Origin of the sequence: Marinobacter sp. X15-166B, assembly GCF_001752365.1 — a bacterium.
Lineage (GTDB): Bacteria > Pseudomonadota > Gammaproteobacteria > Pseudomonadales > Oleiphilaceae > Marinobacter.
This window is the reverse complement of sequence record NZ_MEIY01000001.1, coordinates 1,881,569-1,901,491: the sequence shown is the minus strand read 5'-3', so window position 1 is coordinate 1,901,491 and position 19,923 is coordinate 1,881,569. Positions and strand designations below refer to the sequence as shown.

Below are 19,923 nucleotides of genomic sequence, written 5' to 3'. Positions count from 1 at the left end.
AGGTATCAGGAACAACGGCCGGTATCGGAAGTGCCAATGGGCAGAATGATACGAAAACAGGTGCCTTTGCCCGGGGTACTCGTTACGTCAATGCGACCGTTATGTTTCTCGACAATACTGAAAGACAATGACAACCCGAGACCGGTGCCCTCGCCGATAGGCTTGGTGGTGAAGAAGGGATCAAATACTTTATTGATGTGTTCCTGGGAAATACCTTTACCGGTATCTTCCACATCAATAACGACGTAGTTACTTTCGTGCCGGGTGCGTACGATGATTTTGCCAAACCCTTCGATGGAGTGGGCGGCGTTGGCGAGCAGGTTCAGGATCACCTGATTGATCTGGGAAATAATGCAGGACACCAACGGCAAGTCGCCGAAGTCTTTCACCACCTCCGCTTTATACTTGATCTCGTTATTGATCACGCTAAGCGTGGTGTTGATGCCCCAGTGAATATCGGCAAGTTTGAATTCTTCTTCATCCGCGTGGGTAAAATCCATGAGGGTCGTTATAATGGTTTTGACCCGCTCGATGCCCTCGCGGGACTCGGCCACCAGATCTTCCAGATCGCCGCGCAAAAACTCATAGTCAATGCTCTGTTTGAGTTCCTCCAGCTCTTCCTGCGTCGATGCCGAACCGATCGCATCGGTCAACCGGAACATGTCGACCAGGTATCGATCCAGACTCTGCAGGTTGGAGTAGACGTAGCCGATGGGGTTGTTGATCTCATGGGCCACGCCCGCCGCCAGCTGACCGATGGCCGCCATTTTTTCTGACTGCAGCAGCTGACGGTTTACACGCTCGAGCTGCTCATTTAAAGCGGTGTCGTCCGCCGGGGAGTTGGGAACATCTGTCATAATCGGGTCGCCGGACAAACAAATCGCCTGTCAATTATTGTTTGAAAAGGCCGCAATACGGCTGGAGTATAATGATTTTAAACGCCAAACTTCGTTACAGTTCGTATCTGGACACCCCACCGGATCATTCGCCTGAAAAACCAAATCCCGGTTCTTTTCGGGGGCGCTGAACAAGCGCACTTTTTCCTCCCCAAATAGCGAAAGCCCCGCGGTACGGGGCTTTCGAGCTGGATGCTTAATGACACACCCAGTATTCCCTTACTTGAGGGAGTCAGAACGGGATGTCATCGTCGAAATCATCCATCGGGTCGGGGGCGCCGCCCCCCTGAGCCGGCTGGTTGTAGCCGCCGGATTGCTGACCGGACGCCGGCGGCTGATTCTGTTGCTGGGCCGGAGGGGCGTTGTAGCTGGACGACTGCGGCCGGCCGGCTGGCGCGCCCTGCTGCATACCGCCTTCACCCCCACGGCTATCGAGCATCTGCATCTGGCCGTTGATGTCCACCACCACCTCGGTGGTGTACCGGTCGTTACCGTCCTGGCCCTGCCACTTGCGCGTCTGCAACTTGCCTTCAATGTAGACTTTGGACCCTTTGCGCAGATACTGGCCCGCAATCTCGGCGATCTTTCCGAACATTACGATCCGGTGCCACTCCGTTTTGGGAACCATCTGCCCGCTCTGCCGATCCCGGTAACTCTCGTCGGTCGCCAGGGACAGGTTGACCACGGCATTGCCGTTGGGGGTGAACCGGGTCTCGGGGTCCTGCCCCAGATTGCCAATCAGAATTACTTTGTTAACGCCTCGTGCCATGTCTTCTTGCTCCTGACTCAGTCTGTAATAATCTGGGCATTCCATTGCCGGATGTGTGGATTCAAGCCGGTGTGCGCGGCTGGATAAATTCGTAACCGGCTAGCAGCTCTTCTTTGAAATACTGGCGATCAACCTTCAGATACGCGGTATGGGCTTCTTCAAGAATCACCACATCCTGCACCCCGGGCAGTGTCCGCAACCGCTCGTCAATGACGGCAATCTGCTCAGGGCTGACCGTCCGCAACTGTAACATGAAACTGGTCGCGTGACTTGGCGGCGACATGGTCAGCGCGACCACCAGCCAACATAGTAGAACACCCACCATCAAACCAACAACACCGTAAAACCCGTAGGCTTCCAGCAACACACCCGCCAGGGTGCCCCCCAGAAAGGCCCCCATGAACTGAGAGGTGGAATACACCCCCATGGCGGTGCCCCGGCTGGCGGCGGGCGCTTCCTTGCTGACCAGAGACGGCAGGCAGGCCTCCAGCAGGTTGAAGGCCATGAAGAAGAAAAACAGTACAACCCATGCCCCCGCCAGACTGCCAGAGACCAGCACCAGTGCCGCGGTCGCCGCAGCCAACATCAGGATGGCGCCCGACAGCACCGCCTTCATCTGCCGGCGCTTTTCACCAATAATGATGAACGGCACCATGGCAAAGAATGAGGTCACCATCACCGTCAGATACAGCCACCAATGGGACTCAGCAGCCAGCCCAACGGTGTGCTCCAGCAACCCCGGTACCACCAGAAAGACCGCTGTGAGCACGAAGTGCAGCGCAAAGATACCAAAATCGAGGCGCAGCAAGCGACTGTCCCTCAACACCTGGGAAAGCATCGCCCGGTTCGGCCGGGTCTCCAACGAGTGGCTGGCCTGGTAGGGGTTAGGCACGGCAGCATAAACAATCACCATGGCCACCAGCGCCAACCCGGCGGTGGCGTAAAATATGCCCGCCAAGCCGTAGGCGGCAGCAATCAGCGGCCCCACCACCAGTGACAGTGAAAACGACAGACCGATGGATATGCCCACGGTGGCCATGGCCTTGGTGCGCTGCTCTTCCCGGGTCAGGTCGCTGAGCAACGCCATCAGCACGCTGGCGATGGCACCGGCGCCCTGTAACAGGCGACCGGCAATCACCCCGTAAATGGTGTCGGCTCCGGCCGCCAGCAAACTGCCCGCGGTAAATATCAGCAAACCCAGATAGATCATCCGTTTGCGACCGAACCGGTCGGACAGTACGCCGAACGGAATTTGCAGCACCGCCTGACTCAGCCCATAGGCGCCAATGGCAAAGCCGAGCAGCGCGGGCGTGGCCCCGCCAAGGCCACTGCCGTACAGCACGAACACCGGCATCACCATGAACAGGCCCAGCATTCGCACCGCATAGACCGAGGCCAACGCTGCAACCGAGCGTCTTTCCAAAGCAATCATACGCCTCCAGATCCTTAACTCTTAAAAGACGCGCATTGTAGCAGAAGCAGCCCTCCGTCGCGGCATTTAGCCGGATTGCCCGGAACACGGTATACTCAGCGTTTTTCTTTTCGAGGATGTTATGGATCATATCCAGATCAAAGGGGCCAGAACCCACAACCTGAAAAACATCGACCTGGATATCCCGCGCAACCAGCTCATTGTGATTACCGGCTTGTCCGGGTCGGGCAAGTCGTCGCTGGCCTTTGATACGCTCTACGCAGAGGGCCAAAGGCGTTATGTGGAATCCCTGTCCACCTACGCGCGCCAATTCCTGTCGATGATGGAAAAACCGGAGATCGACCACATTGAGGGTCTGTCGCCGGCCATCTCCATCGAACAGAAGTCGACCTCCCACAACCCCCGGTCGACGGTGGGCACCATCACAGAAATTTACGATTACCTGCGATTGCTGTTTGCCCGGGCCGGGGAACCCCGCTGCCCCGATCATGGCCAACCTTTGGAAGCGCAAACCGTCAGCCAGATGGTGGACCAGGTGATGGCCATGCCCGCCGACAGCCGCCTGATGATTCTGGCACCGGTGATCCGGGATCGTAAGGGAGAGCACCTGCAACTGATTGACACCATGCGCAGTCAGGGGTTCATCCGTTTGCGGGTCGACGGCACGGTGTACGACATCGACGAACTGCCCGCGCTGGATAAAAAGCGCAAGCATCAGATTGACGTGGTGATTGATCGTTTCAAGGTCCAGGCGGGGCTGGAGCAACGTCTGGCGGAGAGTTTTGAAACCGCGCTGCAGCTGGCGGACGGTCTGGCGCTGGTGGCGCCCATGTCGGAGACCGGCGAAGAGCATATTTTTTCCGCCCGCTACGCCTGCACCCAGTGCGGCTACGCCTTGAGCGAACTGGAGCCCCGGTTGTTCTCGTTCAATAATCCGGCCGGCGCCTGCCCGACCTGCGACGGTCTTGGTGTGCGCCAATTCTTTGACCGGGACAAAATCGTCCATCACCCGGAGGCGACCCTGGCAGCCGGCGCTGTGAAAGGCTGGGACCGGCGGGCGGTGTATTATTTTCAGCTACTGAGCAGCGTCGCCGAGCATTACGGGGTCGACCTTGACACGCCCTTCAATGAGTTGCCGGAGTCCTTCCGGGAGATCATCCTGCACGGTTCCGGCACTGAAGAGATCGCCTTTCGCTACGTGAATTCCCGTGGCCAGATGATGGAGCGCAGCCATCCCTTTGAAGGCATACTCCCCAATCTGGAGCGCCGTTACCGGGAGACGGATTCGCAAACCATGCGCGAGGAACTGGCCAAAAACCTGAGTCAGCAAGCCTGCAAGGACTGCCAGGGTAGCCGGTTACGTCGCAGCGCCCGCCATGTATTTATTGAACACAACAATCTACCCGCACTCACCCACCTGCCCATCGGCGACGCACTCAGATATTTTGAGACCCTGAGCCTGCCCGGCCGACGGGGCGAAATTGCCGAAAAGATCGTCAAAGAGGTGCACCAGCGGCTGCAGTTTCTGGTCAATGTGGGCCTGGATTACCTGACCCTGGAGCGCAGCGCGGACACCCTGTCGGGGGGCGAAGCCCAGCGCATCCGTCTCGCCAGCCAGATCGGCGCGGGCCTGGTGGGGGTCATGTACATTCTGGACGAACCCTCCATCGGCCTGCACCAGCGGGACAACGACCGCCTGCTGGCCACCCTCACCCACCTGCGCGACCTCGGCAACACTGTCATCGTGGTGGAGCACGACGAGGACGCGATACGCGCCGCCGACCACGTGATCGATATAGGTCCGGGTGCAGGCGTTCACGGTGGCCAGATCATTGCCCAGGGTTCCCCGCAAGCGATCATCGACAATCCGGCTTCGCTGACCGGCCAATACCTCAGTGGCAGCAAGGAAATCAGCGTGCCGGCCACCCGCAACCCCGGCTCGGGCAAATTCCTGACCCTCACCGGCGCCAGCGGCAATAACCTGCAAGACGTGTCCCTGGAAATTCCACTGGGGGTCATGACCTGCGTCACCGGGGTGTCCGGTTCCGGCAAGTCGACCCTGATCAACAGCACCCTCTACCCTATCTGCGCCACCAGCCTCAACAAGGCCACCACGCTGAGCCACGGGCCTTATCAATCCATCAGCGGTCTGGACCACCTGGACAAGGTGATCGATATCGACCAGAGCCCCATTGGCCGCACGCCCCGCTCCAACCCGGCCACCTACACCGGCCTGTTCACGCCCATCCGCGAGCTGTTTGCGGGCACCCAGGAATCCCGTTCCCGGGGCTACAAGCCCGGCCGCTTCAGCTTCAATGTGAAAGGCGGCCGCTGCGAGGCCTGCCAGGGTGACGGGGTCATCAAGGTAGAAATGCATTTTTTACCGGATGTGTATGTACCCTGCGATGTGTGCAAGGGGCAGCGGTACAACCGGGAAACCCTGGAAATCCGCTATAAGGGTAAAAACATCCACGAAGTGCTGTCGATGACTGTGGAAGAAGGCCGGGAGTTTTTTGACCCGGTGCCGTTTCTGGCCCGCAAATTACAAACCCTGATGGATGTGGGGCTGTCCTATATTCGCCTGGGGCAAAGCGCGGTGACCTTGTCGGGCGGTGAAGCCCAACGGGTCAAACTGGCCAAAGAACTGTCCAAGCGGGACACCGGCAAGACCCTGTACATTCTGGACGAGCCGACCACCGGGTTGCACTTCTACGATATCCAGCAGCTGCTTAACGTGCTGCAGCGTTTGCGGGATCACGGCAACACCATTGTGGTGATTGAACACAACCTGGATGTCATCAAAACCGCAGACTGGGTGGTGGACCTGGGGCCTGAAGGGGGCTCTGGCGGCGGCCGGATAATTGCTGAAGGCACCCCGGAGGAGGTCGCGGACAACCCGGCATCCCACACCGGCCGTTACCTGAAAGCCATGTTAACGAAATGAGCCCACCGCTTCCCTGCCAGCAACAAAAAAGCCGGTGACCCTGAGGGCACCGGCTTTTCTTTCAGCACGACTGGGAGCGTTTACTCTTCGTCGTCCATCTCTTCTGCTTCGATATCCAACGGACGTCCGATCAGCTCGACGTACGCCATAGGCGCATTGTCCCCGGCACGGAAGCCACACTTCATGATGCGAAGGTAACCACCCGGACGATCGGCGAAACGTGGGCCCAGCTCGGTGAAGAGCTTGGCGACCACGGCATCGTTACGCAGACGCGAGAACGCCAGACGACGATTTGCTACCGAATCATTTTTTGACAGCGTGATCAGTGGCTCTGCTACCCGGCGCAATTCTTTTGCCTTGGGCAGAGTTGTTTTGATCAGCTCATGCTCGACTAGTGACGCAGCCATGTTGCGAAACATGGCTTTGCGATGCGCACTGGTCCTACTAAATTTACGACCACTCTTGCGATGACGCATTGCTCTGATTCCTTACTTAAACTACCAGTTCGGCGATTAACCGCCCAGAACCCGGTCGTCACCACGAAGGCTTGCCGGCGGCCAGTTATCAAGACGCATACCCAGAGACAGACCGCGTGAAGCCAGCACATCTTTAATTTCTGTAAGCGACTTTTTGCCCAGATTAGGCGTCTTCAGCAGCTCTACTTCTGTACGCTGAATAAGATCGCCGATGTAGTAAATGTTTTCAGCTTTCAAGCAGTTAGCTGAACGCACGGTTAGCTCCAGATCATCCACCGGACGCAACAGAATCGGATCGACTTCTTCCTCTTCCTCAACGCGCTCGGGCTCTTTCTCATGATCGAAGTCAACAAATACTGCCAATTGCTGCTGGAGGATGGTCGCGGCCCGGCGAATTGCTTCTTCCGGATCGATCGTACCGTTGGTCTCCAGGTCAATCACCAGCTTGTCCAGATCCGTACGCTGCTCGACACGGGCACTATCGACCGTGTACGCCACACGACGGACCGGGCTGAACGTAGCGTCCAGCTGCAGGCGCCCGATTGCACGGGTTTCGCTCTCGTCGAAGCCGCGCTGATCTGCCGCTTCGTAGCCACGACCGCGAGCCACCGTCAACCGCATGTTGATTTCGCCATTCTCACTGAGATGACAGATCACATGGTCAGGGTTTGCGATCTCGACTTCATGATCCAGCGTGATATCACCAGCTGTAACAACGCCCGGACCTTTCTTGCTGAGGGTAAGCTCAGTCTCGTCCCGGTCGGCCATGGTTACCGCGACGCCCTTGAGATTCAACAGAATCTCGATGACGTCTTCCTGGACACCTTCAATTGCGCTGTACTCATGCAAAACACCGTCAATCTGCGCTTCAGTAACAGCGCAGCCCGGCATTGAGGACAAGAGAATCCGACGCAGTGCACTTCCCAGGGTATGCCCGAAGCCTCTTTCGAGAGGCTCCAGCGTCACCTTGGCACGCGTGTTATCGGCTTCTTTCACGTCAATGGTACGAGGTGTCAATAACTCTTGTACTGAACGCTGCATAGACGCCCCTATCTACTCTCGTTGCTAACAAGGCTTTACTTGGAGTAAAGCTCGACGATGAGGTTCTCATTGATGTCGGCCGGAAGCTCAGTACGCTCTGGCACCGACTTGTAAACGCCAGACATCTTGTTGGCGTCGACCTCTACCCAGCTCACCGCAGCACGGCCGGCTGAAAGCTCCAATGCACCTTTAACGCGCAGTTGGTTCTTCGCCTTTTCACGAATGCTCACTACGTCCCCTGCTTTAACCTGATAGGATGGAATGTTGACCACCTTATCGTTAACCAGGATCGCCTTGTGAGAAACGAGCTGACGGGATTCTGCACGGGTTGAACCAAAACCCATGCGGTAAACTACGTTATCCAGACGGCCTTCCAGAAGCTTCAACAGGTTCTCACCGGTTGCACCTTTCCGTCTGGCTGCCTCGACGTAATAACTGCGGAACTGCTTTTCAAGCACGCCGTACATACGACGGACTTTTTGCTTTTCACGAAGCTGAAGACCGTATTCGGACAAACGACCGCGACGTGCACCATGCATTCCCGGAGGAGTTTCAAGGTTACACTTGGTGTCGAGGGCGCGAACACCGCTCTTCAGAAAAAGATCTGTCCCTTCACGCCGAGACAGTTTGCACTTCGGGCCTATGTAACGAGCCATATCTCACTGTCTCCTGTGTTAGACGCGGCGCTTTTTGGGCGGGCGACAACCGTTGTGGGGAATCGGCGTCACATCTGTGATGTTTGTGATCTTGTAGCCACACGCGTTCAACGCGCGCACTGCAGATTCACGTCCAGGGCCGGGGCCCTTAACTTCAACATCCAGGTTTTTCAAGCCGTATTCAGCAGCCGCATTACCGGCTCTTTCAGCTGCTACCTGCGCAGCAAAAGGTGTACTCTTACGCGACCCGCGGAACCCGGAACCACCAGAAGTAGCCCAGGACAGGACATTGCCCTGACGGTCAGAAATGGTCACGATGGTGTTGTTGAAGGAAGCGTGGATGTGCGCGACGCCATCAACAACCGTCTTTTTCACCTTTTTACGGGTACGTGTACCTGGCTTTGCCATGTTTGCCTACCTGTTACTTGCGAATAGGTTTGCGTGGACCTTTACGGGTGCGAGCATTGGTCTTGGTGCGCTGCCCACGGACGGGTAGTCCATGACGGTGACGCAGACCACGGAAGCAACCGAGATCCTTCAAACGCTTGATGTTCATCTGTACTTCACGACGCAGATCGCCTTCAACAGTCAATTTACCTACTTCTGAACGAAGCGCTTCAAGCTCTTCGTCAGTGAGGTCTTTGACCTTGACGCCCGGCTTGACACCGGATGCATCGCAAAGCTTAAGAGCTGCTGTCTTGCCGATCCCGAATATATAGGTCAGCGAGATTGCAGCGTGTTTGTTGTCGGGTATATTGACACCGGCTATACGTGCCATCCAAATTACTCCGCGTTCAAAGCTTTGCTGTGTGAATTGTCCGCCACAAAAGGGCGCGAAATAATAACGCTTGACCAACTAGAGGTCAAGCGTTATCAGTTCGTACACTTTCATCGTTCGTTGCTTATTCCGGAGGAATTAGCCTTGACGCTGTTTGTGACGAGGTTCCGAGCAAATGACCCTTACCGAGCCATTGCGACGAATCGTTTTGCAGTTGCGGCAAATTTTCTTTACCGAAGCGCGTACTTTCATTGTCGACTCCAGTTTTCAAGTGGAACTGAACTTAGTTCCGACCGTAGCCCTTGAGGTTGGATTTCTTCATCAGCGATTCATACTGATGAGACATCAGGTGCGATTGAACCTGGGCCATAAAATCCATCACTACGACTACAACAATCAGCAGAGACGTACCGCCGAGATAAAACGGCACGTTCCCGAACACCATCAAAAACTGAGGGAACAGGGAAACTGCTGCGATATACATCGCTCCAAACAGCGTCAGACGCGTCAACACACCATCAATGTATCTGGATGTTTGTTCGCCAGGACGAATGCCTGGAATAAACGCCCCAGAGCGCTTAAGGTTGTCTGCTACTTCTTTCGGATTGTACATCAAAGCCGTATAGAAAAAGCAGAAAAATACAACCGCGGCGGCAAAAAGCAGGATATACAGCGGGCTGCTGGGTGCCAGCACCTGCGATATATCACTCAACCATTCCATGCCTTCACTTTGTCCGAACCACTGCCCGAGGGAGGCCGGGAACAGCAGAATGGACGACGCAAAGATCGGTGGAATCACACCGGCCATGTTTACTTTCAGTGGCAAGTGGCTGGACTGCTGCGCAAACACCTGACGCCCTTGCTGTCGCTTGGCGTAGTTGATCGTCAGCCGGCGCTGACCGCGCTCCATGAACACCACGAAACCGACCACGGCGATTGCCAGAATGGCGATCCCGAGAACCACCAACAAACTCATTTCGCCGTTGCGTGCCTGCTCCAGCGTTTGCCCGACAGCCCCTGGCAGGCCTGCCACGATACCGGCGAAGATAAGCAGCGAAATACCGTTACCTACACCCCGCTCCGTGATCTGCTCTCCCAGCCACATCATGAACACGGCACCGCTGACAAAAGAGATGACCGCGACGAAATGAAAGCTGAAGCTGTCATTGAACGTTATGCCTTGCGACGCCAGCCCGACCGAGATACCCATACCCTGGACAAGGGCCAGCACCACAGTGCCGTAGCGGGTGTACTGACTGATCTTGCGACGCCCTGCCTCACCCTCTTTTTTAAGCTGCTCAAGCTGCGGGTTTACCGCAGTCATGAGCTGCATAATAATCGAGGCCGAGATGTACGGCATAATCCCAAGTGCAAAGATACTCATGCGTTCGAGCGCACCACCGGAGAACATGTTGAACAGACTCAGGATGGTGCCCTGATTCTGATCAAACAGCGCCGCCAGGCGGTCGGGATTGATACCCGGCACAGGGATATGCGCACCGATGCGATAAACCAGCAATGCCAGAAAGACAAACCAGAGCCGCGAACGCAGCTCCGCCAGTCCTTTCCCCGCGCCCGAAGGCAATGATGCTGTCTTGGCCATTTGGTCCTCGACTCGTCTTAGTCTTCGACTTTCCCGCCCGCGGCTATGATTGCCTCGCGCGCGCCGTTTGTCACTCTCAGACCTTTGACGGTCATTGCGCGACTGACTTCGCCAGACAGGATCACCTTCGCTTCGCGAATTTCTTCACGAATGATGTCCGCCTTCTTCAGCGCCGCCAGATCGACCACATCACCTTCGACTTTGGTCAATTCGTTGAGACGAATCTCGGCCACATAACGCTGCTGACGCGAAGTGAAACCAAACTTCGGCAGACGACGTGCCAAAGGCTGCTGACCGCCTTCAAATCCGGGGGCAACGCTTCCTCCGGAGCGAGACTTCAGACCCTTGTGACCGCGACCACCGGTTTTACCCATGCCACTACCGATACCACGCCCAATCCGCTTAGGGGCTTTGCGTGAACCGGGCTCCGGACTAAGTTCGTTCAAACGCATCTTAGTTCTCCTCAACCCGTACCAGGTAATCCACCTGGTTGATCATGCCACGGATGGAAGGCGTATCTTCCAGCTCCACGGAATGACCGATTTTGCGAAGACCCAAGCCCTTGACGCACAACTTGTGCTTGGGCTTGCAACCGATTGGGCTGCGGGTCAGTGTTACTGTAATCTTTTTAGCATTCGCCATGACTTCAACCCAGAATATCTTCCACGGTCTTGCCGCGCTTGGCTGCAATATCTTCAGGCGCATGCATGCTCTGAAGACCCTTGATGGTGGAACGGACCACGTTGACCGGGTTGGTCGATCCGTAACACTTGGACAGTACGTTTTGAACGCCCGCCACTTCCAGTACCGCACGCATTGCACCGCCGGCGATAACACCGGTACCTTCTGAGGCCGGCATCATGAACACCTTGGATCCGCCGTGGGAGGCCTTCACCGGGTATTGCAGCGTCGTGCCGTCCAGCGGAACGTCGATCATGTTTTTGCGAGCAGCTTCCATCGCCTTCTGGATTGCAGCCGGCACTTCACGCGCCTTGCCACGACCAAAGCCAACACGGCCTTTGCCGTCACCAACAACAGTCAGTGCGGTGAACGCGAACACGCGTCCACCCTTGACCACTTTGGCCACTCGATTCACCTGAACCAGCTTCTCCTGGAGCTCAGGAGCCTTCTGTTCGTTAAAGCTCATTTCTCCACCCCTTAGAATTGCAAGCCAGCTTCACGGGCCGCATCGGCCAAAGCCTGCACACGACCATGATAACGGTAACCCGAGCGGTCAAAAGCGACCTGCTCCACCCCGGCGGCCTTGGCGCGCTCGGCGATCAGCTGACCAACTTTCTTGGCAGCCTCGATGTTACCGGTTGCACCCTGACGCAGTTCTTTATCCAAGGTGGAGGCAGTCGCCAGCACTTTACTGCCGTCAGCAGTAGTGATCTGGGCGTACATGTGCCGCGGTGTACGGTGTACACACAGGCGAGTCGCACCCAACTCACGGATTTTCATGCGCACTTTGCGTGCGCGACGCAATCTTTCGTTATTAGCGCTCATAGTCCCGCCTTATTTCTTCTTGGCTTCTTTACGTCTGACCTGCTCATCCGCATAACGAACACCCTTGCCCTTGTAAGGCTCGGGCGGACGGTAAGCGCGGATATCCGCAGCGACCTGGCCAACCTGTTGTTTATCGATTCCGCGAACAATAACTTCCGTCTGGGACGGAGTTTCAACGGTAATCCCCTCGGGCAGTTCGTGCTCAACCGGGTGAGAAAAACCCAGTGTCAGATTGAGCTTTTTCCCCTGTGCCTGGGCGCGATAACCAACACCAACCAGCTGGAGTTTACGCTCAAACCCTGCAGACACCCCTGTCACCATGTTGTTAACCAGGGCACGGGTCGTTCCTGCAAGTGCGCGGGACTGTTTTGCGCCGTCACGGGCCGCGAAGTGCAGGATGTTGTCTTCCTGCTTCACTTCCACCGCCTGATGTACGGTAAACTGAAGCGCTCCCTTGGAGCCCTTCACATTGATTTCCTGTCCGTTCAGCTTCACCTCAACACCGGTAGGCAGCACGACAGGATCATTGGCAATCCTGGACATGTGTTTCTCCTAGAATACGGTGCAGATGACTTCGCCACCCACGCCTGCCTCTCGTGCGGCGCGGTCTGTCATTACGCCACTGGACGTAGAGACAATCGCGACTCCCAAACCACCGGCAACTTTCGGCAGTTCCCCAGCGCCTTTGTACTGGCGCAGACTCGGACGGCTAACGCGCTTGATCTCTTCGATGACAGGCTTGCCTCCAAAATATTTGAGGACAACGGTCAACTCAGGCTTTACGTCGGCTGAAACCGAGAAGTCTTCTACGTAACCTTCGTCCTTGAGGACCTGGGCCACGGAGACCTTCAACTTTGACGACGGCATCACCACGTCGGCTTTCGATGCCATCTGGGCATTACGAATACGAGTGATCATATCCGCAAGCGTATCTTGCATGCTCATTAGTATGAGACTCCTGATCTTTTTAGTTGTGCAGCGGCATCCCGCTCCGCTTACCAACGGGCACCTTCGTGTAGCTTGAAGGTGCCTGCTTTACCAGCTTGACTTTGTCAGGCCCGGAACGTCACCACGCATGCCGGCTTCGCGCAACTTGATGCGGGAAAGCTGAAACTTGCGCAAAACGCCGTGAGGACGACCGGTCACCTGGCAACGGTTACGCAGACGCGAAGGGCTGGCATCGCGAGGAAGCTGCTGCAGCTTCATCTGTGCATCCCAACGGTCATCGTCGCTGGTATTCGGGTTTTTGATGATTGCTTTGAGCTCGGCGCGCTTGGCTGCGTACTTGGCAACCGTTTTTTCGCGCTTGAGCTCACGATTTCTCATTGAAACCTTAGCCATACTCTCGTTCCTTATTTCTTGAACGGAAAGCCAAATGCTTTCAGCAGTTCGCGGCCTTCGTCGTCGGTGGCGGCTGAGGTCGTGATGGTGATATCCAGCCCGCGAATCGCATCGATCTTGTCGTAGTCGATTTCCGGGAAGATGATTTGCTCACGAACACCCATGCTGTAGTTGCCACGTCCGTCGAACGATTTGGGGTTCAGACCGCGGAAGTCACGCACGCGAGGTATCGCGATGTGCACCAGACGATCCAGAAAATCCCACATACGCTCGCCGCGCAGGGTAACCTTGCAGCCAATGGGCCAACCTTCACGGATTTTGAAACCCGCGACCGATTTACGCGCTACGGTAACAACCGCTTTTTGTCCCGCCAGACGCTCAAGATCGGCGACTGCGTTTTCAATCAGCTTCTTGTCACCCACCGCTTCACCGACACCCATGTTCAGGGTGATTTTTTCGATGCGCGGCACCTGCATCACGTTCTTGTAACTGAACTCTTTCAGCAGGGCAGGTATGACTTCCTTGCTGTACTGCTCTTTCATATTAAGCATCGTGACCACCGCTTACTGGCTATCGATGGCTTCTTTCGTGGACTTGAAGATCCGCACTTTAGCGCCGGATTCCAGAGTCTGGAAGCCTACGCGATCGGCTTTGCCGGTCTGCGGATTAAAAATTGCCACGTTGGAAACCTGGATAGGTGCTTCTTTTTCGACGATGCCACCCGGAGTGCCCAGCATCGGGTTCGGCTTAGTGTGTTTCTTGATCATGTTGATCCCGGAAACGATCACTTTACCGTCGTTCTGAACCTTCAGAACTTTACCACGATTGCCTTTGTTTTTCCCCGCAATGACAATTACTTCGTCATCTCGTTTGATCTTTCTCATAACCGGCCTCTAGTTCTTACAGTACTTCGGGTGCCAGCGAAATAATCTTCATGAACTTTTCGTTACGCAGTTCGCGGGTAACCGGCCCAAAAATACGGGTGCCGATGGGCGCGTCCTGGTTGTTCAGAAGTACAGCCGCATTACCGTCGAAGCGAATCAACGATCCGTCCGGGCGACGAACGCCCTTCCGGGTGCGCACAACAACAGCGTTGAGAACCTGGCCTTTCTTCACTTTCCCGCGGGGGATGGCTTCCTTAACGGTCACCTTGATGATGTCTCCCACCCGGGCATAGCGCCGGTGTGACCCGCCCAGAACCTTGATGCACATAACACGACGCGCACCACTGTTGTCTGCGACTTCAAGCATAGTTTCAGTCTGAATCATGGTTGTTCTCCGGGCGAATTACACCTTCGATCCGTGCTCGGTGATCTCAACCAGGGCCCAGCTCTTGTTCTTTGAGAACGGGCGGGTTTCCTGGATGACGACTAGATCACCGATGTTGCACTGGTTGTTCTCATCGTGAGCGTGAATTTTAGTAGAACGCTTCAGGTACTTACCGTACAACGGGTGCTTAACCTGACGCTCCACCAGAACCACAATGGATTTCTCCATTTTGTTACTCACAACCTTTCCGCTCAGGGTCCTGGCAGTTTTGGTAGCTTCAGTCATCTTACTGTCCTGCCCTTTCTTTGATAACTGTTTTAACGCGAGCAATGTCACGCTTCAACTTGGGGAGAAGGTGAGACTGATTCAGCTGGCCCGTCGCCTTGCGCATGCGCAGGTTAAACTGCTCCTTCAGGAGATCGATCAGCTGCTGGTTCAGCTCTTCGACGGACTTTTCGCGCAGCTCTGTTGCTTTCATCACATCACCGTCCTCGTTACAAAGGTGGTCGACACGGGCAGTTTGGCGGCGGCCAGTGTAAAGGCCTCACGCGCAACGTCCTCGGCAACACCTTCCATCTCGTACAGCATCTTGCCGGGCTGGATTTCAGCCACCCAGTACTCGACGGAACCCTTACCCTTACCCATACGTACTTCCAGCGGCTTACCGGTAATCGGCTTGTCGGGGAATACCCGAATCCAGATTTTACCGCCCCGCTTAATTTTACGAGTCATGGTACGACGCGCCGCCTCAATCTGGCGTGCAGTTATACGTCCACGACTGGTCGCTTTCAATCCGTACTCACCGAAGCTCACCTTGTTACCGCGCTGAGCGAGACCGGTGTTACGGCCTTTCATTACTTTGCGAAATTTGGTGCGTTTTGGCTGCAGCATACGAGTGCCCCTTTACTTAGAACCTTTCTTGCGAGAGGCGTTCTTGTCAGCACGGACTTGCTCCATACCACCAAGAATCTCACCCTTAAAGATCCATACCTTAACGCCGATAATGCCGTACGTAGTATGCGCTTCGTAGGTTGCGTAATCGATGTCTGCACGCAGTGTGTGCAGCGGAACGCGACCTTCACGATACCACTCGGAACGGGCAATTTCGGCACCCCCAAGACGGCCACCGACCTGAATCTTGATACCCTTTGCGCCTTGACGCATCGCGTTCTGTACCGCGCGCTTCATAGCACGACGGAACATGACACGACGCTCCAGCTGACCAGCTACATTCTGGGCAACCAGGCGGGCATCCAGATCCGGCTTACGGACCTCTTCGATGTTGATGTGCACAGGCACACCCATCATGGCGCCGACTTCGCGACGCAGACGGTCAACATCTTCACCCTTCTTGCCGATAACAATACCGGGACGGGCTGTATGGATCGTGATACGGGCGTTCTGAGCAGGGCGCTCGATCACAATCTTGCTGACAGACGCCTTTTCCAGACGCTTGTCTAGGAATTCGCGAACCTGAATATCATTCAACAGGTTTTTCGCGTATTCCTGCTTCTCGGCGTACCAGACTGAGTTGTGCTCTTTTATCACACCCAGGCGGAAGCCGATTGGATTTACTTTATGACCCATCTGAGCATCTCCTACTTGTCGGCGACCTTGACGGTGATATGACAGCTGCGCTTGAAAATCCGATCAGCGCGCCCCTTGGCCCGGGCCTTGATTCGCTTCAGCGTCGGACCCTCGTCCACAAAAATCGTGGACACCCGCAGTTCGTCAACGTCCAGACCTTCGTTATGCTCAGCGTTGGCAATGGCGGATTCAAGAGCTTTCTTGATGATCCCAGCTGCCTTCTTCGGGCTGAAAGTCAGAATATTCAAGGCGTCCTCAACAGCCTTACCGCGAACCTGGTCGGCGACAAGACGTGCTTTCTGAGCAGAGAGGCGAGCGCCCTTGTACTTAGCCGCTACTTCCATTTCTATTCCCCTCGCAATCAGCGTTTAGCTTTCTTGTCGGCGGCATGGCCACGGAAGGTTCGCGTTGCCGCGAACTCACCCAGCTTATGCCCAACCATATCTTCGGTGACATAAACGGGCACGTGTTGCTTGCCGTTGTGGACTGCTATCGTCAGGCCTACCATCTCTGGGAATACGGTTGACCGGCGGGACCATGTCTTGATGGGCCGCTTGTCATTCGCTTCCAGAGCTGCTTCGACCTTCTTCAACAGGTGCAGGTCTATAAAAGGACCTTTCTTTAAAGAACGTGGCACAGCTTATACCTCTATGTTGTCGTTTACTTGGCCGAACGACGACGTACTATCAGGTTATCAGTACGTTTGTTCTTACGAGTCTTATGCCCTTTGGTCGGAACACCCCACGGAGTTACAGGGTGACGTCCACCAGAGGTACGCCCTTCACCACCACCATGCGGGTGGTCAACTGGGTTCATAGCAACACCACGTACTGTTGGCCGCTTGCCACGCCAACGTGATGCACCCGCTTTACCAAGTTGCTTCAGACTGTTTTCGCTGTTGGACACTTCGCCCAACGTGGCGCGGCAGTCAACAAGCACCTTACGCATTTCACCTGAGCGCAGGCGGAGGGTCGCGTACGCGCCTTCCCGAGCTACCAGCTGTACGGATGCGCCCGCAGAGCGAGCCAGCTGAGCACCTTTGCCAGGCTTGAGTTCGACGCAGTGGACGACAGAACCGACCGGCATATTCCGGAGCGGCAATGCACTACCCACTTTAATCGGCGCGTCGATACCGGAGCGCACTTGGTCTCCAGCTTTGACACCTTTGGGAGCGATGATGTAACGACGCTCGCCGTCGGCGTACTTCAGGAGCGCAATGTGCGCGGTGCGGTTCGGATCGTATTCCAGACGCTCAATTACGGCCGGGATACCATCTTTGGTCCGCTTGAAATCAATCAGACGGTAATGGCGTTTGTGTCCACCACCAATATGACGTGTGGTGATACGACCATAATGGTTACGTCCACCCGTCTTACTCAGTGCTTCCACCAACGGATCGTGAGGGCGCCCTTTGTGCAGGTCCGGGTTGTGGATCTTTACAACGTGACGGCGGCCAGGAGATGTTGGCTTGGTTTTGACGATCGGCATATTACGACCCCTTTACCTTATTCCACATCCAGAAAATCGATGTTCTGACCGTCCGCAAGCTGCACATAAGCCTTACGAATGTCATTGCGCTTGCCAAAACCGCGCATGGTACGCTTGAGCTTACCCTTGCGGTTCAGAACCTGAACACCTTCGACAGTGACGTTGAACAGCTGCTCAACGGCTTTCTTGATCTCTGGCTTGGTTGCGTCGGGGGCTACGTGAAACACCACCTGCCCGCGCTCTCCAGCCAAAGTTGCTTTCTCTGATACGAGCGGCCCCAGAAGAACCTTGTAGATACGTTCCTGATTCATCCCAGCATCTCCTCGATCTTCTTAAGAGCCGGCACAGTCACCACGACCTTCTCAAAGGCAACCAGACTGACTGGATCAAGACCAGCCACGTCACGCACGTCGACGTGAGGGACATTGCGAGAAGCCAGATGCAGGTTCTGCTCGACGCTCTCGGAGAGAATCAGCGCATTGCTTACACCCAAATCCTTCAGCTTGGCGGTAAACGCCTTGGTCTTGGGGGTGTCGACAACCATGTCATCGACCACAATCAGACGATCCTGACGAACCAGCTCGGACAAAATAGAACACATCGCTGCGCGATACATTTTGCGGTTAACTTTCTGCTCAAAATTCTGTGGCTTGGCAGCAAAAGTTACCCCACCGGAGCGCCAGATCGGGCTACGGATAGTACCGGCACGTGCGCGCCCTGTACCCTTCTGACGCCATGGCTTCTTACCACCACCGCGAACTTCAGAACGGGTTTTTTGCGCACGGGTTCCCTGACGACCACCGGCCATGTAAGCGGTGACAACCTGGTGAACCAATGCTTCATTAAATTCTTTGGCAAATGCGGCTTCAGATACAGTAATACCTTTACCACTGCCTGTAATAGTCAATTCCATCGAACCGCTCCTCAGGCTTTAACTGCAGGCTTGATGACAACATCGCCGCCGGTAGCACCAGGAACAGCACCACGAATCAGCAGCAGGTTGCGCTCGGCGTCAACACGGACAACCTGAAGATTCTGCACAGTTACCTGAGCATTACCCATCTGGCCGGCCATCTTTTTGCCCTTGAACACCTTGCCCGGAGTCTGGTTCTGACCGATAGAACCCGGAGCGCGGTGCGCCAAAGAGTTACCGTGAGTAGCGTCCTGCATCGCAAAGTTCCAGCGCTTCACACCGCCCTGAAAACCTTTACCTTTGGAACGACCTGTGGCGTCGACGATCTGCCCTTCTTCAAAGACAGAGGCGTTGATTTCACCGCCTGCGGCGAGATCTTCACCTTCACCGTCGGCGAGGCGGAATTCCCACACACCACGACCAGCCTCAACACCGGCTTTCGCGTAGTGGCCTGCCTCGGCCTTGGTCACACGGGAGGAACGACGGGTACCAACAGTTACCTGAACGGCACGATAACCATCGTTTTCGAGTGTTTTCAGTTGAGTAATGCGATTAGGCTCAACCTCAACAACAGTTACGGGCACTGACTGCCCGTCTTCCGTAAAAATACGGGTCATGCCCGCTTTACGGCCGACAATACCAATTGCCATGTTTCACCTCTTAAGTGTACGGGGCTTGCACCCTCTATGGCCTTATGACAGTTACACTGGCTGATGCAGGCGCATCAACCGAGGCTGATCTGAACGTCTACACCTGCTGCCAGGTCCAACTTCATCAAAGCATCAACCGTCTTTTCCGTTGGCTCGACAATGTCAAGCAAACGCTTGTGCGTACGAATCTCATACTGGTCGCGCGCGTCTTTATTGACGTGCGGTGAAACCAGAATGGTGTACTTTTCCTTCCGCGTCGGCAGAGGGATTGGTCCACGCACTTGAGCGCCGGTACGTTTTGCCGTATCGACGATCTCCTGCGTTGACTGGTCGATCAGGCGATAATCGAACGCCTTCAACCGAATTCTGATCTTTTGGCTTTGCATGATGCACCAAACTCCACTCGTTGCAGCTACTCTTAGCCGACCTTTGAAAAAAGGAGTCGCATTGTATGCAGAATACCCAACCCTGTCAAGCAACCATCACCGGCTGCTCGACAGAATTGGGCACCACTACTCCCGGACAAAAAAAGGGCTGCGTTGCAGCCCTTTTTCTGCAAATGAACCGAACGAGC

32 protein-coding genes are annotated in these 19,923 nt (G+C 55.5%); 1 reads left to right on the top strand and 31 read right to left on the bottom strand.

What is annotated here, in order from left to right:
• Positions 1-5: 5 nt before the first annotated feature.
• From BG841_RS08965 to BG841_RS08955, 3 genes are all read right to left on the bottom strand, one after another.
• Positions 6-857 carry an ATP-binding protein gene (locus BG841_RS08965; RefSeq protein WP_070057342.1) on the bottom strand — a complete coding sequence of 284 codons (852 nt, stop codon included), beginning with the start codon at positions 855-857 and terminating at the stop codon, positions 6-8.
• Positions 858-1,128: 271 nt separating this feature from the next.
• The gene (gene ssb / locus BG841_RS08960; protein ID WP_070057341.1) at positions 1,129-1,665 is read right to left on the bottom strand and encodes a single-stranded DNA-binding protein; all 537 of its coding nucleotides are present in this window, start codon (positions 1,663-1,665) and stop codon (positions 1,129-1,131) included.
• Positions 1,666-1,726: 61 nt separating this feature from the next.
• Complete coding sequence (locus tag BG841_RS08955) at positions 1,727-3,097, bottom strand: MFS transporter (RefSeq protein WP_070057340.1); 1,371 nt, start codon at positions 3,095-3,097, stop codon at positions 1,727-1,729.
• A gap of 121 nt (positions 3,098-3,218) precedes the next feature.
• Between BG841_RS08955 and uvrA the strand changes: the two genes are divergently transcribed.
• Positions 3,219-6,041 (top strand): excinuclease ABC subunit UvrA, encoded by a 2,823-nt coding sequence (gene uvrA, locus BG841_RS08950; protein ID WP_070057339.1) that lies wholly within the window; start codon positions 3,219-3,221, stop codon positions 6,039-6,041.
• Between the two features lie 80 nt (positions 6,042-6,121).
• Here the strand turns inward: uvrA and rplQ are convergent, their stop codons facing one another.
• The 28 genes from rplQ to rpsJ all read right to left on the bottom strand — a co-directional run bounded on the left by rplQ (position 6,122) and on the right by rpsJ (position 19,735).
• Entirely contained in the window at positions 6,122-6,517 is a 396-nt protein-coding gene (gene rplQ / locus BG841_RS08945) for a 50S ribosomal protein L17 (RefSeq protein ID WP_070057338.1), read from the bottom strand.
• A gap of 36 nt (positions 6,518-6,553) precedes the next feature.
• Entirely contained in the window at positions 6,554-7,558 is a 1,005-nt protein-coding gene (locus tag BG841_RS08940; protein WP_070057337.1) for a DNA-directed RNA polymerase subunit alpha, read from the bottom strand.
• A 35-nt stretch (positions 7,559-7,593) separates the two neighbouring features.
• The gene (rpsD, locus tag BG841_RS08935; RefSeq protein ID WP_070057336.1) at positions 7,594-8,214 is read right to left on the bottom strand and encodes a 30S ribosomal protein S4; all 621 of its coding nucleotides are present in this window, start codon (positions 8,212-8,214) and stop codon (positions 7,594-7,596) included.
• An 18-nt stretch (positions 8,215-8,232) separates the two neighbouring features.
• The gene (gene rpsK / locus BG841_RS08930; RefSeq protein WP_007153992.1) at positions 8,233-8,622 is read right to left on the bottom strand and encodes a 30S ribosomal protein S11; all 390 of its coding nucleotides are present in this window, start codon (positions 8,620-8,622) and stop codon (positions 8,233-8,235) included.
• Positions 8,623-8,635: 13 nt separating this feature from the next.
• The gene (rpsM, locus tag BG841_RS08925; RefSeq protein ID WP_070057335.1) at positions 8,636-8,992 is read right to left on the bottom strand and encodes a 30S ribosomal protein S13; all 357 of its coding nucleotides are present in this window, start codon (positions 8,990-8,992) and stop codon (positions 8,636-8,638) included.
• A 138-nt stretch (positions 8,993-9,130) separates the two neighbouring features.
• Complete coding sequence (gene rpmJ / locus BG841_RS16485; RefSeq protein WP_074454317.1) at positions 9,131-9,244, bottom strand: 50S ribosomal protein L36; 114 nt, start codon at positions 9,242-9,244, stop codon at positions 9,131-9,133.
• 31 nt (positions 9,245-9,275) lie between these two features.
• The gene (gene secY / locus BG841_RS08920; RefSeq protein WP_070057334.1) at positions 9,276-10,595 is read right to left on the bottom strand and encodes a preprotein translocase subunit SecY; all 1,320 of its coding nucleotides are present in this window, start codon (positions 10,593-10,595) and stop codon (positions 9,276-9,278) included.
• A 17-nt stretch (positions 10,596-10,612) separates the two neighbouring features.
• On the bottom strand, positions 10,613-11,047 hold the full coding sequence (rplO, locus tag BG841_RS08915; RefSeq protein ID WP_070057333.1) for a 50S ribosomal protein L15: 435 nt from the start codon (positions 11,045-11,047) through the stop codon (positions 10,613-10,615).
• Position 11,048: 1 nt separating this feature from the next.
• A complete protein-coding gene (gene rpmD / locus BG841_RS08910; protein WP_070057332.1) occupies positions 11,049-11,237 on the bottom strand; it encodes a 50S ribosomal protein L30 in 189 nt (62 codons plus the stop codon).
• Positions 11,238-11,241: 4 nt separating this feature from the next.
• Positions 11,242-11,742 (bottom strand): 30S ribosomal protein S5, encoded by a 501-nt coding sequence (gene rpsE, locus BG841_RS08905; protein WP_070057331.1) that lies wholly within the window; start codon positions 11,740-11,742, stop codon positions 11,242-11,244.
• 11 nt (positions 11,743-11,753) lie between these two features.
• Entirely contained in the window at positions 11,754-12,101 is a 348-nt protein-coding gene (gene rplR, locus BG841_RS08900; protein WP_070057330.1) for a 50S ribosomal protein L18, read from the bottom strand.
• A 9-nt stretch (positions 12,102-12,110) separates the two neighbouring features.
• Positions 12,111-12,644, bottom strand: coding sequence for a 50S ribosomal protein L6 (gene rplF, locus BG841_RS08895; protein WP_070057329.1), 534 nt, complete (start codon positions 12,642-12,644; stop codon positions 12,111-12,113).
• Between the two features lie 9 nt (positions 12,645-12,653).
• Complete coding sequence (gene rpsH, locus BG841_RS08890) at positions 12,654-13,046, bottom strand: 30S ribosomal protein S8 (protein ID WP_070057328.1); 393 nt, start codon at positions 13,044-13,046, stop codon at positions 12,654-12,656.
• Positions 13,047-13,136: 90 nt separating this feature from the next.
• Complete coding sequence (gene rpsN, locus BG841_RS08885) at positions 13,137-13,442, bottom strand: 30S ribosomal protein S14 (protein ID WP_070057327.1); 306 nt, start codon at positions 13,440-13,442, stop codon at positions 13,137-13,139.
• 11 nt (positions 13,443-13,453) lie between these two features.
• On the bottom strand, positions 13,454-13,993 hold the full coding sequence (gene rplE, locus BG841_RS08880; RefSeq protein WP_070057326.1) for a 50S ribosomal protein L5: 540 nt from the start codon (positions 13,991-13,993) through the stop codon (positions 13,454-13,456).
• 12 nt (positions 13,994-14,005) lie between these two features.
• Entirely contained in the window at positions 14,006-14,326 is a 321-nt protein-coding gene (rplX, locus tag BG841_RS08875; RefSeq protein ID WP_070057325.1) for a 50S ribosomal protein L24, read from the bottom strand.
• A gap of 16 nt (positions 14,327-14,342) precedes the next feature.
• On the bottom strand, positions 14,343-14,711 hold the full coding sequence (gene rplN, locus BG841_RS08870) for a 50S ribosomal protein L14 (RefSeq protein WP_070057324.1): 369 nt from the start codon (positions 14,709-14,711) through the stop codon (positions 14,343-14,345).
• A gap of 18 nt (positions 14,712-14,729) precedes the next feature.
• Positions 14,730-14,996, bottom strand: coding sequence for a 30S ribosomal protein S17 (gene rpsQ / locus BG841_RS08865; RefSeq protein ID WP_070057323.1), 267 nt, complete (start codon positions 14,994-14,996; stop codon positions 14,730-14,732).
• 1 nt (position 14,997) lies between these two features.
• A complete protein-coding gene (gene rpmC / locus BG841_RS08860) occupies positions 14,998-15,189 on the bottom strand; it encodes a 50S ribosomal protein L29 (RefSeq protein WP_070057322.1) in 192 nt (63 codons plus the stop codon).
• Entirely contained in the window at positions 15,189-15,602 is a 414-nt protein-coding gene (rplP, locus tag BG841_RS08855) for a 50S ribosomal protein L16 (protein ID WP_070057321.1), read from the bottom strand. Before rplP ends, rpmC begins: the two co-directional genes overlap by 1 nt.
• A 12-nt stretch (positions 15,603-15,614) precedes the next feature.
• Positions 15,615-16,298 carry a 30S ribosomal protein S3 gene (gene rpsC / locus BG841_RS08850; RefSeq protein WP_070057320.1) on the bottom strand — a complete coding sequence of 228 codons (684 nt, stop codon included), beginning with the start codon at positions 16,296-16,298 and terminating at the stop codon, positions 15,615-15,617.
• A gap of 11 nt (positions 16,299-16,309) precedes the next feature.
• A complete protein-coding gene (gene rplV, locus BG841_RS08845; protein ID WP_070057319.1) occupies positions 16,310-16,642 on the bottom strand; it encodes a 50S ribosomal protein L22 in 333 nt (110 codons plus the stop codon).
• Between the two features lie 17 nt (positions 16,643-16,659).
• On the bottom strand, positions 16,660-16,935 hold the full coding sequence (gene rpsS / locus BG841_RS08840) for a 30S ribosomal protein S19 (RefSeq protein WP_070057318.1): 276 nt from the start codon (positions 16,933-16,935) through the stop codon (positions 16,660-16,662).
• A 23-nt stretch (positions 16,936-16,958) separates the two neighbouring features.
• On the bottom strand, positions 16,959-17,786 hold the full coding sequence (rplB, locus tag BG841_RS16480; protein WP_074454316.1) for a 50S ribosomal protein L2: 828 nt from the start codon (positions 17,784-17,786) through the stop codon (positions 16,959-16,961).
• 17 nt (positions 17,787-17,803) lie between these two features.
• Positions 17,804-18,097, bottom strand: a complete 294-nt coding sequence (gene rplW / locus BG841_RS08835; RefSeq protein ID WP_070057317.1) for a 50S ribosomal protein L23 — start codon at positions 18,095-18,097, stop codon at positions 17,804-17,806.
• Positions 18,094-18,699 (bottom strand): 50S ribosomal protein L4, encoded by a 606-nt coding sequence (gene rplD / locus BG841_RS08830; protein ID WP_070057316.1) that lies wholly within the window; start codon positions 18,697-18,699, stop codon positions 18,094-18,096. Before rplD ends, rplW begins: the two co-directional genes overlap by 4 nt.
• An 11-nt stretch (positions 18,700-18,710) precedes the next feature.
• A complete protein-coding gene (gene rplC, locus BG841_RS08825; protein WP_070057315.1) occupies positions 18,711-19,349 on the bottom strand; it encodes a 50S ribosomal protein L3 in 639 nt (212 codons plus the stop codon).
• A 74-nt stretch (positions 19,350-19,423) separates the two neighbouring features.
• On the bottom strand, positions 19,424-19,735 hold the full coding sequence (gene rpsJ, locus BG841_RS08820) for a 30S ribosomal protein S10 (RefSeq protein ID WP_041341420.1): 312 nt from the start codon (positions 19,733-19,735) through the stop codon (positions 19,424-19,426).
• Positions 19,736-19,923: the final 188 nt, after the last annotated feature.

Bases quoted from the DNA above. Each gene is read 5' to 3' on its own strand.
- BG841_RS08965 (WP_070057342.1), bottom strand. From the start codon at position 857: ATGACAGATGTTCCCAACTCCCCGGCGGACGACACCGCTTTAAATGAG.
- ssb (WP_070057341.1), bottom strand. From the start codon at position 1,665: ATGGCACGAGGCGTTAACAAAGTAATTCTGATTGGCAATCTGGGGCAG.
- BG841_RS08955 (WP_070057340.1), bottom strand. From the start codon at position 3,097: ATGATTGCTTTGGAAAGACGCTCGGTTGCAGCGTTGGCCTCGGTCTAT.
- uvrA (WP_070057339.1), top strand. From the start codon at position 3,219: ATGGATCATATCCAGATCAAAGGGGCCAGAACCCACAACCTGAAAAAC.
- rplQ (WP_070057338.1), bottom strand. From the start codon at position 6,517: ATGCGTCATCGCAAGAGTGGTCGTAAATTTAGTAGGACCAGTGCGCAT.
- BG841_RS08940 (WP_070057337.1), bottom strand. From the start codon at position 7,558: ATGCAGCGTTCAGTACAAGAGTTATTGACACCTCGTACCATTGACGTG.
- rpsD (WP_070057336.1), bottom strand. From the start codon at position 8,214: ATGGCTCGTTACATAGGCCCGAAGTGCAAACTGTCTCGGCGTGAAGGG.
- rpsK (WP_007153992.1), bottom strand. From the start codon at position 8,622: ATGGCAAAGCCAGGTACACGTACCCGTAAAAAGGTGAAAAAGACGGTT.
- rpsM (WP_070057335.1), bottom strand. From the start codon at position 8,992: ATGGCACGTATAGCCGGTGTCAATATACCCGACAACAAACACGCTGCA.
- rpmJ (WP_074454317.1), bottom strand. From the start codon at position 9,244: ATGAAAGTACGCGCTTCGGTAAAGAAAATTTGCCGCAACTGCAAAACG.
- secY (WP_070057334.1), bottom strand. From the start codon at position 10,595: ATGGCCAAGACAGCATCATTGCCTTCGGGCGCGGGGAAAGGACTGGCG.
- rplO (WP_070057333.1), bottom strand. From the start codon at position 11,047: ATGCGTTTGAACGAACTTAGTCCGGAGCCCGGTTCACGCAAAGCCCCT.
- rpmD (WP_070057332.1), bottom strand. From the start codon at position 11,237: ATGGCGAATGCTAAAAAGATTACAGTAACACTGACCCGCAGCCCAATC.
- rpsE (WP_070057331.1), bottom strand. From the start codon at position 11,742: ATGAGCTTTAACGAACAGAAGGCTCCTGAGCTCCAGGAGAAGCTGGTT.
- rplR (WP_070057330.1), bottom strand. From the start codon at position 12,101: ATGAGCGCTAATAACGAAAGATTGCGTCGCGCACGCAAAGTGCGCATG.
- rplF (WP_070057329.1), bottom strand. From the start codon at position 12,644: ATGTCCAGGATTGCCAATGATCCTGTCGTGCTGCCTACCGGTGTTGAG.
- rpsH (WP_070057328.1), bottom strand. From the start codon at position 13,046: ATGAGCATGCAAGATACGCTTGCGGATATGATCACTCGTATTCGTAAT.
- rpsN (WP_070057327.1), bottom strand. From the start codon at position 13,442: ATGGCTAAGGTTTCAATGAGAAATCGTGAGCTCAAGCGCGAAAAAACG.
- rplE (WP_070057326.1), bottom strand. From the start codon at position 13,993: ATGCTTAATATGAAAGAGCAGTACAGCAAGGAAGTCATACCTGCCCTG.
- rplX (WP_070057325.1), bottom strand. From the start codon at position 14,326: ATGAGAAAGATCAAACGAGATGACGAAGTAATTGTCATTGCGGGGAAA.
- rplN (WP_070057324.1), bottom strand. From the start codon at position 14,711: ATGATTCAGACTGAAACTATGCTTGAAGTCGCAGACAACAGTGGTGCG.
- rpsQ (WP_070057323.1), bottom strand. From the start codon at position 14,996: ATGACTGAAGCTACCAAAACTGCCAGGACCCTGAGCGGAAAGGTTGTG.
- rpmC (WP_070057322.1), bottom strand. From the start codon at position 15,189: ATGAAAGCAACAGAGCTGCGCGAAAAGTCCGTCGAAGAGCTGAACCAG.
- rplP (WP_070057321.1), bottom strand. From the start codon at position 15,602: ATGCTGCAGCCAAAACGCACCAAATTTCGCAAAGTAATGAAAGGCCGT.
- rpsC (WP_070057320.1), bottom strand. From the start codon at position 16,298: ATGGGTCATAAAGTAAATCCAATCGGCTTCCGCCTGGGTGTGATAAAA.
- rplV (WP_070057319.1), bottom strand. From the start codon at position 16,642: ATGGAAGTAGCGGCTAAGTACAAGGGCGCTCGCCTCTCTGCTCAGAAA.
- rplB (WP_074454316.1), bottom strand. From the start codon at position 17,786: ATGCCGATCGTCAAAACCAAGCCAACATCTCCTGGCCGCCGTCACGTT.
- rplW (WP_070057317.1), bottom strand. From the start codon at position 18,097: ATGAATCAGGAACGTATCTACAAGGTTCTTCTGGGGCCGCTCGTATCA.
- rplD (WP_070057316.1), bottom strand. From the start codon at position 18,699: ATGGAATTGACTATTACAGGCAGTGGTAAAGGTATTACTGTATCTGAA.
- rplC (WP_070057315.1), bottom strand. From the start codon at position 19,349: ATGGCAATTGGTATTGTCGGCCGTAAAGCGGGCATGACCCGTATTTTT.
- rpsJ (WP_041341420.1), bottom strand. From the start codon at position 19,735: ATGCAAAGCCAAAAGATCAGAATTCGGTTGAAGGCGTTCGATTATCGC.